This is a genomic window from Sphaerisporangium flaviroseum (assembly GCF_039537005.1).
GTDB classification, from domain to species: Bacteria; Actinomycetota; Actinomycetes; order Streptosporangiales; family Streptosporangiaceae; genus Sphaerisporangium; species Sphaerisporangium flaviroseum.
In genome coordinates this window covers 40207-53450 of the sequence record NZ_BAAAZR010000008.1, presented here as the reverse complement: position 1 = coordinate 53450, position 13244 = coordinate 40207, and the positions used below count along the sequence as shown (strand labels likewise).

Genomic DNA, 13244 nt, shown 5'->3' with positions numbered 1-13244 from the left:
TGGCCCGCCGGTCACTTCAGCGGAACGTTGTCGAAGCACTTCATGTTCTTGGCGACCTGGAAGGCGCCGTCGACGAGCTTGACCAGGGCGCCGCAGCCGTTCGGCTCGCTGTGGTCCTTGGGGTACTCGATCCGGCCGAAGCCGGCGTTCTGGTAGGTGAAGCCCGAGTTGGCCGTCCGCAGGAAGCTCTCCCTGGTGACGTCCTTTCCGGTCTTCTCCAGCACCTTCAGGAAGATGTCCGCCGCCCAGTAGCCGATGGCCAGGTGCTGCGTGAGCGTGGTGCCGGGGGCGACCTTCTCGACGTCGGTCTTGAGCTGCGCGACCTCCGGGGCGGTCGACTCGAACGGCTCGAACATCGGCGCGGCGACGACGCCCTCCAGCGCCTGGGCGGTGGCCGGGTCCTTGAGGATGGCCGCGTCGTAGCTGGTCGCGTCGGTCAGCATGCCCTTGTAGCCGGCCTTCTTCAGCGCCGAGTAGAGCCCGGTGTTGAACTTGGTGCCCGCGATGATGGACACGACCACGTCCGGCGCCTTGCCCCCGTTCGACTTCATGATCTTGTTGACGTACGGCAGCCAGTCGGGGGGCGGCGCGGCGGCGGGCAGGCCGGAGTTGACGCCGACCAGCTTGAATCCCGCGGCCTGGAACGACTGGGAGATCGTGGTGCCGCCGTACTTGCTGCCGCTGGAGTCGGTGGTCTGGACGTAGACGGTCTTGCCCTGTGCTCCGCCCACGAGTTCGGCGAACTGGTTGCCCCACCAGGTCTGGGAGCCGGCTCCGGGCTTGGGCGCCAGGCAGCCGTTGTAGCCGAAGCCGGTGGTGGTGCCGCACCACTGGGGGCCGGTCGCCCAGCCGAACCAGGGCACCTTGTTCTGTTCCAGGAACACCGCGCCGCCGAAGTTGGGCGCGTGCACGGGGACGACGGCGAAGACCTTGTCCTTCTGGACCAGCTTCTTGGCGGCCGCGTCGCCCTTGGACGCGTCCTGGTTGTCGTCCTCGGCGCCGACGAACTCGATCGTGCGGCCGTTGACGCCGCCCTGGGCGTTGGCCCGCTCGAAGCGCGCCTTGGCGCCGATCTCGGCGTCCTTGGTGGAGTATCCGCTGGCGCTGGTCTTGGTGAGCACGCCGCCGATCTTGATCGTGGTGGCGGTCACGCCCTCCGTGCCGGACGCGCCCGGTGCGGCGCCGCCTCCGCCCGCCTTCTGCTCGGCCGCGCATCCGACCAGCGCCGCGACCATCACCAGCCCAATGAGCGCCTGCCGTCGCATACTCACTCCTTCGCGCCTTGTAACCGAGCGGGCTCCAGAGTTTTGGCCTAGCGCTCGCTTGGTTTCACGCAGACTAAATTCACGCCGTGAGCGTGTCAATGGAGGTACGGCGCACGGAGACCGCGGCCGATCGCCGGTCGAGCGGCGGACACGACCGTCGCTCACCTGCCAAGCGTTTGCTTGCTTTGATCTGGCCGTGTCGCTAGCGTTCGCATCGGAGCCATGGCTGACCCCGTGGGAATTCAGGTGGACGGAGCCCGGCGGATGTTGATGCGCGCAGCCGTACTGACCGAGTTCAAGGCCCCGATGGAGATCCGCGAGATCGAGATCGCCGACCCCGGTCCCGGCGAGGTCCGCGTGCGGATCGCCGCCTCCGGCGTCTGCGGCTCCGACATCAAGGCCCTCGACGGCAAGAGCCCCGTCGTCCGGCGGCTCCCCTTCGTCCTCGGCCACGAGAGCGCGGGCGTGGTCGAGAGCGTCGGGGCGGGCGTCACCGCCGTCGAGCCGGGCGACCACGTGATCGTCGCGATGAACGGTGCCTGCGGCCGATGCCGCAACTGCGGCGCCGGCCGCTTCCACCTGTGCGCCGGCCCGGCGAGGATGGCCGCCATCATGGGCACCATGCGCGACGGCGGCACCCGCCTGAGCGTCGACGGCACCCCCGCCCGCACGATGATCGGCATCGGCTCGTTCGCCGAGTACGTCGTGGTCAACGAGCCCATGTGCGTCAAGATCGGCAAGGACGCTCCGATGGACCTCATGTGCCTGCTCGCCTGTGGAGTGATCACCGGGGTCGGCGCGGTGCTGAACGTCGCCGAGGTACGGCCCGGGTCCAGCGTCCTGGTGGTCGGCTGCGGCGGCGTCGGCCTCAACGTCGTCCAGGGAGCCGTGCTCGCCGGAGCCACGACGATCATCGCGGCGGACGTCGCCGAGTCCAAGCTGAAGCTCGCGGAGAGGTTCGGCGCGACCCACACGATCCTGGTGGAGGACCTGGCCGGACAGGTCGGGGAGATCGTCCGTGGCGGGGTCGACTACGCCTTCGACGTCACCGGCGTGGCCGGCGTGCTCGGCACCGCGTTCGCGGCCACCCAGCCCGGCGGCACGACCGTCATGGTCGGCAGCCCGCCCGCCGGGAGCCCCCTGAGCATCGAGCCCTCCCTGCTGTTCGCCTCCCGCCGCCTGATGGGCACCCAGGGCGGCGACGCGGCGCCCGTACGGGACCTGCCGATGCTGGCCGAGCAGTACCGCCGGGGCCGCCTCGACCTGGACGCCCTGGTCAGCGAGCGCGTCCCCCTCGACCAGATCAACGAGGCCGTGGAGCACGTACGCCAGGGCGCGGTCGCCCGCAGCGTCATCGTCTTCGACTGAGGACCGAGGGACTGCGGCCGCGGCGGCCGGCCTAGGCGTCGAGGCCGAGCAGCCGGACCGCGTTGTCCTTGAGGATCTTGGGCCGGACCTCGTCCTTGATCGGCAGCTTCTCGAAGTCGGCCAGCCACCGATCTGGCGATATGAGCGGGTAATCAGAGCCGAACAGCACCTTGTCCTTGAGCAACGTGTTCGCGTACTGCACGAGCTGCGGCGGGAAGTACTTCGGCGACCAGCCCGAGAGGTCGATGTGGACCCGTGGCTTGTGCGTGGCCACGGCCAGCGCCTCGTCCTGCCAGGGGAACGACGGATGCGCCAGGATGATCGGCAGCCCGGGGAAGTCGACGGCGACGTCGTCCACGTACAACGGGTTGGAGTACTTCAGCCGCACTCCCCCGCCTCCCGGAACCCCGGCGCCGATGCCGGTCTGGCCGGTGTGGAACAGCGCCGGCACCCGCAGCTCCTCCAGGACCTCGTAGAGCCCGTACGCCATCCGGTCGTTGGGGAAGAACGCCTGCAGGTTCGGGTGGAACTTAACGCCGCGCACGCCGTACTCCTCGATCAGGCGCCGCGCCTGCCGGACCGCCGCCTTCCCCTTCCACGGGTCCAGCCCGGCGAAGGGGATGAGCACGTCGGCGTTGTCCGCACAGGCCTGGGCGATCTCGTCGTTCGGCACCGGAGGGTGCCCGGTCGCGGTCTCCGCGTCCACGGTGAACACGACGGCCGCCATGTTCCGCTCGCGGTAGAACGCGGCCATCTCCGGCACGGTCGGCCGCCGCTGCCCGGCCAGCTTGAAATAATCGTCGGCACCGCTCTTCAGCGCGCCGGAGAGCGACTCCCCGCCCTTCTCGGAGACCTCCGCGTGCGCGTGCACGTCGATCGCGACCAGGGAATCGACGTTCATCTTCGCCATCACATCCATGTCCCATCATTCGAATGCCGTACGACGCGTTCCTGCCCCGGTCACGCGGCCACCCTCACGTCCCGCCGCCGACCGGCCCGTAGAGCGACCGGAGCCGGGCCTTGAGCACCTTGCCCGACCCGTTGCGAGGCAGGGCCGGCACGAACTCCACCTGCTTGGGGATCTTGTAGTTCGCCAGCCGCCCGGAGAGGTGGCCGAGCACGTCGTCCGGCTCGGCCGGCACGCCGGGCCGCAGGACGACCAGGGCCTTGCCCACCTCGCCCCACTTCTCGTCCGGCACGCCGATGACCGCGCACTCGGCGACGGCCGGATGCCCGTACAGCACGCTCTCGACCTCGGCGGGGTAGATGTTCTCGCCTCCCGAGATGATCACGTCCTTCACCCGGTCGACGATGCGTATATATCCGTCTTCGTCGGCTACGGCGATGTCGCCGGAGTGGAACCACCCGTCCGGCGACACCACGCTCGCGGTCTCCTCCGGGCGCCCCCAGTAGCCCATCATGACGTTAGGCCCCTCGACGACCACCTCACCGGGCTCGCCGGGAGCGGCGTCGGTCCCATCGGCGGTGACCAGCCGGACGTCGGAGAAGAAGCAGGGCACTCCCGCGGTCCCCGCCTTGCGTACGGAGTGCTCGGCCGCCAGGAACAGCGCCCCGGGCGAGGTCTCCGTCATGCCGTACCCCTGCAGGAAGGTCAGTCCCAGCTCCTGATAGGTGTGGATCAGCGGCTCCGGCACGGGCGCGCCGCCGCACAGCAGGTTGCGCAGGCTGGACAGGTCCGCCTCGCGCCACCGGGGCGACTGGGCCAGGAAGTTGAACATCGCCGGGACGCCGAACATCAGCGTCACCCGCTCCGACTCGATCAGGTCGATCACCTGGTCCACGTCGAACGACGGCAGCAGGATGGCCTTGCCGCCCTTCAGCACCGTGGGCACCAGCGTCTGCGCCAGAGCGGCGATGTGGAAGAGCGGAGCGCTGATCAGCGTGACCTCGTCGTGCGCCAACTCGACGTCGACCAGGAGGTTGACGGTGTTCCAGGTCAGGTTCGCGTGGCTCAGCACGGCGCCCTTGGGCCGCCCCGTCGTGCCCGAGGTGTACATGATCAGGCACGGCTCGTCCGAGCCGACCGGCTCGTCCAGCGACTGGGCGTCCCCGGCGGCCAGCAGGTCCTCGTACTCCGTGGCGACCGACACGCGACGCGCCACGGGCAGCGCCGCGCCGATCTCCGCGTGCTCGGCTCCGCAGAGCAGGACGCTCGCGCCCGCGTCCCCCACGATGTACGACAACTCCGGCGCGGTGAGGCGCGTGTTCAGCGGGACGAACACCGCTCCCAGCGCGCCCGCCGCGAAGAAGGTCTCGACCAGGGCCGGATGGTTGAGCCCGAGGAACGCGACGCGGTCACCATGACGCACGCCGAGCCCGCGCAGCGCGGAGGCGAGCCGGTTGACCCGCTCGTGCAGCTCCCCATAGGTCCATTCGCGTCCGCCGTGGCTCAGCGCCACCCGCTCCGGCGTCATCCGCGCCCGCCGTCCCGGCCACGACCCCAACCCCTGATTGCGCATGACGCTCCCTGACGGTCAGGTGATCTCGCCATCAACTTAGGCTAGGCGGTGACGGCTGTCACTGTTCTGCCCAACCAACGGCGGCGTCGGGAACGGTCTCCAGGACGTGCGTGGCGATGGCGAGGGCCTCGCCCCGGAACCGCTCGTGCAGGGCGCGGCACACCCGCTGCGCGTGTTCGGCGGGCCAGCCGCGCGGCAGGTATCGCACGGGAAGCCGCGGATCGGTGCGGATGATGCGCAACCACTCGGTCAGCATCACCAGGGAACGTGCCAGATCGTCGGGCGCCTCCGGCATCGGGGCGGGCCGGTCCCACCGGTCGAGGAAGGCGCGGTACCGCCCGCCGAGATGGTCGAGGTCGTAGGCGTCCCGGATGAGGCGTTCCATGTCGGTGGGCTCCCGGGGCTCGGCCAGGAACACCTTCACGTTGGCGTCGGGCCCAAGGTCCAGATCTCGCACCACCGACTCCACGTCCACCTCGGCCGGAGAGATCCACAACCCGTTCTGCAGCGGGCCGAACCCCGCCCAGATCAGCCGCGAGCGCAACTCGTGCCGCTGGCGCTGCCAGGACTCGGGCAGGGAGAAGCCGATGAGCGTCCACCGGTCCTCGGCCGTGTCGTTGACGACACCGGTGTGCCAGATGCGCCGCTCGCCGTCCCTGAGGATCTCAAGGGTCCGCGGCGTGAGTCCGAAATACATCCGGCGGCCGTGCCGCTGCCGCCGCAGCAGCCCGCGGGAGGCCATCCGGCTCAACGTCGATCGCGTCGCCTCCTCCGAGACCCCGACCCGGGCGAAGACGTCGATGAAACTCCCCGAGAACACGCAGACGGGCCGGTCGTACACGTGGTTGCCGAGGAATGTGAGCATCACCGACTGGGATCGCAGAGCCGGCCCTGTGAGAGTGCTCTGAGCACGTGCCATCAACGCCCCCCTCCAAGATGTTCGGCATTCTATTGACAGCCGTAAGTGACATGCCTAAATTCAGGGCCGTCGGGGGTCCGGATCACACCGTCTTTTCATCACGCGGTGGCCGAACCAGCGCTTGATGGAGGCATGCGCGGGCGTCTGTCGCCGCGAAACCACCTCCAGGAGGCACACGTGCGCAAGCTCGTCCCAGCGATCGCCTGTCTCGCCCTGGCCGTTACCGCGTGCGGTGGAGGCGGTGGAGACGGAGCCACCGGCGGAGCCTCCGCAGACCCCATCCGCGTCGGCCTCATCGTCTCCCTCACCGGCAACTACACGCCCCTCGGCAGCGAGGACAAGAAGGCCGTCGAGCTCGCCGTCGAGCAGGTCAACGCCAAGGGCGGCCTGCTCGGGCGCAAGATCGAGCTGGTCCAGCGCGACGACAAGACCGCGCCCGACCAGGGCATCGTGGCCTTCAACCAGATCAAGGGCCAGATCGACGCGCTCATCGGGCCGGTGTTCTCCAACTCCGCGCTCGCCATCGAACCGCTGGCCCAGCGCGAGAAGATCCCCTACCTCTCCCTCGCGCCGGCGCAGGAGCAGGTGGAGCCGATCAAGTCGTACATCTTCGTCACGCCCGCGCTGTCCAGCATGTACGCCGAGCGGTACCTGCAGTACATGCAGGCCACCAAGGTCACCAAGATCGCGGTCGCGCACGACACCAAGAGCGCCTACTCCGTCGCCGGGCACAAGTCGATGGTCGCCCTCGCGCCGAAGTACGGCGTGACCATCGTCCGCGACGAGCCGTACGAGACCACGACCTCCGACTTCAGCGCGATCTTCACGCATGTGAAGGACTCCGACGCGCAGGCCCTGGTCTTCTGGGGTTCGGGCGCCCCCGGCGTCACGGCGGGCAAGCAGTACGCCGCCTCGGGACTGAAGGTGCCGCTGTTCCTGACCGCGTCCCAGGCCAGCAAGCTCTGGCTGGAGCCGATGGGCGCCGCCGCCGAGGGCATGACGGTGCAGAGCGCGATCGGCGTCGTGGGCGACCACCTGCCGGCCAGCAAGCAGAAAGAGGTCATCGACCAGATGGCCACGCCGTTCAAGCAGAAGTACGGATACCCGCCGCCGCAGTTCGCCCAGGACGGCTACAGCGCGAGCCTCCTGCTGTTCGAGGCGATCAAGAAGGCCGGGAGCACGGACAAGACCAAGGTCCAGCAGGCCCTGGAGAGCATGGACCTGGTGACCCCCAACGGCCGGTTCCGCTACTCCCCCACCGACCACTCGGGGCTGAGCCCGGACTTCATTTCCGTCAACACGGTGAAGGACGGGCAGTTCGTCCCCACCGAATGGGCCGAGGAACAGCTGTCCAAGACGGTCTCGGCCGAGTAGGTTGCCAGGTGCCGGGGGTCACGAACAGCCAACGACGGCAACGGAGTCACAGGACGTGCTGAGCGTCAACGGGGTCTCCCGCTCCTTCGGAGGGGTCTACGCCGTCCGCGAGGTGAGCCTCGACATCGCCGAGGGCGAGGTGCGCGGCATCATCGGGCCGAACGGCGCCGGGAAGTCCACGCTGTTCAACCTCATCACCGGCCACCTCCTCGCCGACCAGGGCACCATCTCCTTCCGCTCCACACCGGTGGACCGCCTGCCCCCGCACCGGCGTGCGCGGCTCGGCATCTCCATCGTGTTCCAAGGCGCCCGCGTGTTCCGTGGCATGACGGTCAGGGAGAACGTCATGGTGGGCGCGCACACCCGCACGCGCACCGGCTTCGCGGCGGCCGCCCTGCGCCTGCCCCGGCACCGGCGCGACGAGCGTGAGATCGCGAGGCGGGCCGACGAGGCGCTCGCGCGGGTCGGCCTCGGCGCGTGGGCCGACCGCCAGGCGGGCCTGCTCCCCCTCGGCCAGCAGCGTTCCATGCAGGTCGCCCGCGCGTTGTGCGCCGAACCGCGCCTGCTGCTCCTGGACGAGCCCGCGTCGGGGCTGCGGGCCGGGGAGCGCGAAGCCCTGGCGGTGCTGATCGAGGAACTGCGCGCCGCGGGCCTGACCATCATGCTGGTCGAGCACGACGTCACCTTCGTCACCCGGCTCGCCGACCGCGTCACCGTCCTGGACCTCGGCCGGGTCATCTCCGAGGGCACGCCCGGCGAGATCCGCGCCGACCCCCTGGTGGTCTCCGCCTACCTCGGAGACGCCTCGTGAACGAATCCGATACGCCCCCTGAACCATCCAGGACCGGCGGCACCATCGAGGTCACCGACCTGGTCGTCACCTACGGCTCGGCGACCGCGCTCGACCACGTCCGGCTGTCCGTGCGGAGCGGGGAGATGGTGGCGCTCCTCGGGCCGAACGGAGCGGGCAAGTCGACACTGGCCGACACGCTGTCGGGCATCCTCACCCCGCGGTCCGGCACCGTCGAGGTCGGCGGCAGGCTGGCGCACATCCCCGAGGGCCGCCAGCTCTTCCCCGACCTCACCGTGGAGGACAACCTGAGCCTCGGCGGCTGGCGCTCGCGCGAGCGCGATCCCGCCTTCGTGTTCGACCTCCTCCCCCGGCTCGCGGAGCTACGGAAGCGGCGGGCCGGCGTGCTGTCCGGAGGCGAGCAGCAGATGGTCGCGTTCGGCAGGGCGATGATGTCCCGCCCGGACGTGCTCGTGGTCGACGAGCTGTCCCTCGGCCTCGCCCCCATGGTCACCCGGGACCTCGCCGCCCACCTGGTGGCGCTCAACAGAGAGCAGGGGCTCACCGTACTGCTCATCGAGCAGAACGCCCGGCTGGCCTTCGGCGTGTGCGAGCGGGCGTACGTCCTGGAAGCCGGACGGGTCGTCGCCGAAGGGCCGTGCGCGGAGCTGGCGGAGAGCCCGCGGGTCGCCAGCGCCTACCTCGGCGGATCGATCGAGGAGACCCAGATATGACCGGGCCCGGGGATCCCGCGCCGGCCGCGCCGGCCGCGCCGGGGATGCGACGACGAAGGACCGCGACGTGAGAGAGCTCCTGACCTATCTCGTCAACGGCCTCGCCGTCGGCTGCGGGTTCGCGCTCATCGCCAGCGGGCTGGTCGCCGTCCACCGGGTGACCGGCGTGGTGAACTTCGCCCAGGGCATGTTCGCGGTCGTCGCGGGGCTGAGCGCGTCGTGGCTGCTCGGCACCGGCCTCCCGCACGGGCTCAGCGAGGTGGCCGCCGTGCTGATCGCGACGGTGACCGGGCTGCTCACCGGCCTGCTGGCGATCGGCAGGCGCGGCACCACGCCCCAGTCGTCCCTCATCATCACCCTCGGCATCGGCGTGCTGGCCTACGCGATCGAGATCTTCGTCTGGGGGGACCAGCCGCGGTCCTTTCCCGGCCTGCCCGGCTCGGTCACCCTGGGCGGAGTCGGCGTCCAGCGGCAGCACCTGCTCGTCATCGCCGCCACGGCCGTGACGTTCCTGCTGCTCACCGCCTTCTTCGGCCGCACCTACCTCGGCAAGGCGCTCAGCGCCTGCGCCTCCAACCCGTATGCGGCCCGGGTCATCGGCATCGACGTCACCAAGATGGGGCTGCTGGCGTTCGCCCTCGGCGGCCTGCTCGGCGGCGTGGCCGGGGTGCTGGTGACCCCGCTGCGCCCCATCTCCTTCGACACCGACGTCACGCTCATCGTCAACGGCTTCGCCGCAGCCGTGTTCGGCGCGCTGACCCGCCCGGGTCTGGCCCTCGTCGGCGCGCTGCTGCTCGGCGTCGCCGAGTCGATGGCGGCGGGATACGGCTACGCGGCCTACCAGACCGAGCTCGCCCTCGGCCTGATGCTCGTCATCATGGTCGTCCAGTCCACCCGGCGCGGGCCCGTCCTGGAGGAGACCGCATGAGCGACCGTATGAGACGCCTGCTGCCCGGCCTCGCCGTCGCCGCCGTCACGCTGGCCCTCCCCGCGTTTCTGGACGACAGCGCGCTGTCGGTGTACATCTTCCTCGGCCTGGCCGCGATGGTGACGGTCGGCGTCTCGCTGCTGATGGGGTACGCCGGCCAGGTCTCGCTCGGGCAGGGCGCGTTCTACGCCGTGGGCGGCTACACCGCGGGGATACTCGCCGTGCACGGCGGCCCCCCGGTGGCCGGGCTGCTGGCCGCGCCGGTCGTCGCGGCGGCGTTCGCCGTCGTGGTCGGCGTCCCGCTGCTGCGCCTGCGCGGGCACCATCTGGCGTTCGCCACGCTCGCCACGCAGCTGATCCTGCTGTCGCTGGCCGGACAGCTGGAGTTCACCGGCGGTGACATCGGGCTCCAGGGCATCCCGAGGTTCGGCGCCGGGTCCTTCGAGCTGGGCGACGCCTCCGGTTACGCCTATCTGACCTGGGCCGGGGTGGCGCTGGTGATGCTGGTGACGCGGAACGTCATCGCCTCCAGGCCCGGCCGGGCCCTGCGGGCGCTGGCCACCAGCGAGACGGCGGCGGCGTCCTCCGGCGTCCCGGTCGGCCGCTACAAGCTCGTGGTCTTCGCCCTCTCCGCGGCCTTCGCCGGGCTGGCCGGCGGGATCTACGCGTTCTACGTCGGGTACGTCGCCCCGGGGTCCTTCCCGGTGCTTCTGTCCATCGAGTACATCGTGATGGCCGTGGTCGGCGGGCTCGGCACCATCTGGGGAGCGGTGGTGGGCGCGGCCGCGATCACGCTGCTCGTCCAGGCGCTGAACGTCCTGGGCACGGCGCCCGGGATGCCGAGCTACGCCCCGAGCGTGCTGTCCTACGCGGTCTACGCGCTGCTGCTCATCGTGGTCGTCCTGTTCCTGCCCCACGGGCTGCTCCCCGCCGTGACCAGGCGCCTCTCGTCCCGGCGCGCCCGCGAGGCCGACGCGCGGCCCTAGCGCGCCGGCGGCGTACGGATCGCGAGCGCCGGTCGGCTCCGGCCGGTGGTCACCAGCCGCCGGTCAGCTCCGGCCGGTGGTCACCAGCCGCCGGTCAGCTCTGGCCGGTGGTCACCAGCCGCCGGTCGGGGCCGGGCGTCACCGGCTCCTCATCGTGGTCCTCGGCGTGATCGGTGATGGACAGGTTGGGCAGGATCCGGTCGAGCCACGCCGGGCACCACCAGTTGAGCCGCCCGAGGAGGACCATCGTGGCCGGGACGAGGAGCCCGCGGATGATGGTGGCGTCCACGGCGATCGCGACCGCGAGCCCCACGCCGAACACCTTGACCAACGGGTCGGGGTAGGCGATGAACGCGACGAACACCACCACCATGATGAGCGCGGCCGAGGTGATGACCCGGCCGGTGGCGCCCAGCCCTTCTGCGACCGCGAGCCGGTTGTTCCTGGAGCGCAGGTACGCCTGGCGGACCGAGGTCAGCAGGAAGACCTCGTAGTCCATGGACAGCCCGAACAGCACGGCGAACAGCATGAGCGGCACGTAGGAGTCGATCGGCACGGTGAAGAACAGCGTCGCCAGGTAGGAGCCGTCCATCGACACCGGTGGGTCCATGCCCACAAGCCTGCTGCCGAGCCCGTAGGAGAAGACGATGGCCAGCGCTCCGAACGCCGCGCCGAGCGAGATGAGGTTCATCAGCGCCGCCTTGATCGCCACCACAGGCGCGCGGAAGGCCAGCAGCAGGAGCAGGGCGCTGAGCAGCACCACGACGCCGATGACGGCCGGGGTGCGCTCGGCGATGCGGTCGCCCGCGTCGGTCATGCCCGCGACCTCGCCGCCCACGTGCAGCCCGACATCGGGCACGTGCAGGCCGCGGACCGCGCGGACCACGCCGGCCGTCCGGGGATCGCTCGGGGCGTACTCGGGCACGACCTGGAACAGCACGGCCGTCCCCGACGCGTTGATCTTCGCCGGGGCCACGTACGCGACGCCGGGGACGTACGTCAGCCGGTTCTTCAGGTCCTTCACCACCGGAGGCGGCGGGTCACCGGCGGGCGCCTTGGTGCCCAGCTCGCCGACCACGATCAGGGGGCCGTTGCTCCCCGGGCCGAAACCGGCCTGCATCAGCTCGTACGCCCGCCGGGACGACTGCCCGCGGTCGGCGTACCCGTCGTCGACGGTGCCGAGCTTGATGGCGAGGGCCGGGGCGGCGAGCGCGCCGAGCACGATCACCGCCGTCGCGAGCACCCGCCACGGGCGTCCCGCGACCCAGGTGCCCAGCCCGGCCCAGCCGTTCGCCGCCGAGTGCGCCCGGTCGCGCCGGGGGCCGACCAACGGCAGGCGCAGCGCGTTGACGCGGTGACCGAGAACGCCGAGCAGCGCGGGGACCAGGGTGAGCGAGGTGAGCACCGCGCACACCACCGAGATGCCGGTGATCCAGCCGAGCGTGCGGAGCATCGGGAAGCCGGCCAGCATCAGCGCGCTCAGCGCGATGACGACCGTGCCCCCGGCGAACAGCACGGCCCCGCCCGCGCCGGCGGCCGTGCGGCGGACCGACTCGTGCACGGGGACGCCGTCGGCGAGGAGCTTGCGGTGCCGTGACAGCAGGAACAGGGCGTAGTCGATGCCCACGCCGAGGCCGATCATGGACGCCATGACCGACGCCTGCTTGGGCACGTCCACGATGTGACCGAGCAGGCCGATCACCCCGAGGCCGACGGCGAGGCTGATGACGGCGGTGAAGATGGGCACCATCGCGGCGACGAGCGTGCCGAACGCCAGAAGCAGCACCAGCAGCGCGCAGGCCACGCCGATGATCTCGCTGGAGCCGGTCTTGATCTCCTTGTCGGCGGGGGTCCCGTTGTCGGCGGGAACGGCCTCGATGCCGGCCTGCCGTACGGGCTCGGCCGCCGCGGAGACCTGCTTGGTGGTCTCCGCGAGCTTGCTCGAGTCGTTGCCGGAGAGCCGGACGGTCATGACGCCGATCATCATGTTGGAGGAGAGGCCGCCCACGCGGTACGGGGTGTCCACCTGCACCACATGGGGGACCTTCCTGACCTCCGCCATGGCCTTCTCGACCGCGCGCTTGCGCTTGGCGTCGAGGAGCGGCCCGTCCTTGGAGTACAGGACGACCTGCATGGTGCCGCCGGGGTCGTACCCTGGTCCGAACCCGTCGCGCATGAGGTCGTGCGCGCGCTGGGCGTCGGTGCCGGGGATGGAGACGTTGCTGTTGACGGGACGTCCGAACACCAGCGTGCCGGCTGTCAGCACGCCCGCGACGATGATCCATAACGCGAGCACGGCACGGCCGTGCCGTGCGCACCATCCACCCAATCGACCCAGCAAGCTAGCCATCGGTGACCGTCCCAGACACTATTGAGGGATTGGAAACGTATGTGAAACGT

Annotated in this window: 11 protein-coding genes; 6 read left to right on the top strand and 5 right to left on the bottom strand. The window is 70.5% G+C overall.

Going from position 1 to position 13244, the window contains the following annotated elements; genetic code table 11:
- Window positions 1-11: 11 nt before the first annotated feature.
- Complete coding sequence (locus ABD810_RS16630) at window positions 12-1265, bottom strand: ABC transporter substrate-binding protein (RefSeq protein WP_344940161.1); 1254 nt, start codon at window positions 1263-1265, stop codon at window positions 12-14.
- A 264-nt stretch (window positions 1266-1529) separates the two neighbouring features.
- On the opposite strand from ABD810_RS16630, the gene ABD810_RS16625 reads away from it, so the two are divergent.
- The gene (locus ABD810_RS16625) at window positions 1530-2633 is read left to right on the top strand and encodes an alcohol dehydrogenase catalytic domain-containing protein (RefSeq protein WP_344940158.1); all 1104 of its coding nucleotides are present in this window, start codon (window positions 1530-1532) and stop codon (window positions 2631-2633) included.
- A 31-nt stretch (window positions 2634-2664) separates the two neighbouring features.
- Here the strand turns inward: ABD810_RS16625 and ABD810_RS16620 are convergent, their stop codons facing one another.
- The 3 genes from ABD810_RS16620 to ABD810_RS16610 are packed head-to-tail and all read right to left on the bottom strand — an operon-like array spanning window position 2665 to window position 5981.
- Window positions 2665-3552 (bottom strand): amidohydrolase family protein, encoded by an 888-nt coding sequence (locus tag ABD810_RS16620; protein ID WP_344940155.1) that lies wholly within the window; start codon window positions 3550-3552, stop codon window positions 2665-2667.
- Between the two features lie 55 nt (window positions 3553-3607).
- Window positions 3608-5113: an acyl-CoA synthetase gene (locus tag ABD810_RS16615; protein ID WP_344940152.1), complete on the bottom strand. Its 1506-nt coding sequence runs from the start codon at window positions 5111-5113 to the stop codon at window positions 3608-3610.
- A gap of 58 nt (window positions 5114-5171) precedes the next feature.
- Window positions 5172-5981 (bottom strand): PaaX family transcriptional regulator, encoded by an 810-nt coding sequence (locus tag ABD810_RS16610; RefSeq protein WP_344940149.1) that lies wholly within the window; start codon window positions 5979-5981, stop codon window positions 5172-5174.
- Window positions 5982-6209: 228 nt separating this feature from the next.
- Between ABD810_RS16610 and ABD810_RS16605 the strand changes: the two genes are divergently transcribed.
- The 5 genes from ABD810_RS16605 (at window position 6210) to ABD810_RS16585 (ending at window position 10844) form a co-directional block, all read left to right on the top strand.
- Complete coding sequence (locus ABD810_RS16605; RefSeq protein WP_344940146.1) at window positions 6210-7406, top strand: ABC transporter substrate-binding protein; 1197 nt, start codon at window positions 6210-6212, stop codon at window positions 7404-7406.
- 55 nt (window positions 7407-7461) lie between these two features.
- Window positions 7462-8217, top strand: a complete 756-nt coding sequence (locus ABD810_RS16600; RefSeq protein ID WP_344940144.1) for an ABC transporter ATP-binding protein — start codon at window positions 7462-7464, stop codon at window positions 8215-8217.
- Complete coding sequence (locus tag ABD810_RS16595) at window positions 8214-8930, top strand: ABC transporter ATP-binding protein (RefSeq protein WP_344940139.1); 717 nt, start codon at window positions 8214-8216, stop codon at window positions 8928-8930. The genes ABD810_RS16600 and ABD810_RS16595 overlap by 4 nt, the downstream gene beginning before the upstream one ends.
- Before the next feature lie 67 nt (window positions 8931-8997).
- A complete protein-coding gene (locus ABD810_RS16590; RefSeq protein ID WP_344940137.1) occupies window positions 8998-9858 on the top strand; it encodes a branched-chain amino acid ABC transporter permease in 861 nt (286 codons plus the stop codon).
- The gene (locus ABD810_RS16585; RefSeq protein WP_344940134.1) at window positions 9855-10844 is read left to right on the top strand and encodes a branched-chain amino acid ABC transporter permease; all 990 of its coding nucleotides are present in this window, start codon (window positions 9855-9857) and stop codon (window positions 10842-10844) included. The genes ABD810_RS16590 and ABD810_RS16585 overlap by 4 nt, the downstream gene beginning before the upstream one ends.
- 94 nt (window positions 10845-10938) lie before the next feature.
- Here the strand turns inward: ABD810_RS16585 and ABD810_RS16580 are convergent, their stop codons facing one another.
- Window positions 10939-13194, bottom strand: a complete 2256-nt coding sequence (locus ABD810_RS16580; protein WP_344940131.1) for an MMPL family transporter — start codon at window positions 13192-13194, stop codon at window positions 10939-10941.
- Between the last annotated feature and the right edge of the window lie 50 nt (window positions 13195-13244).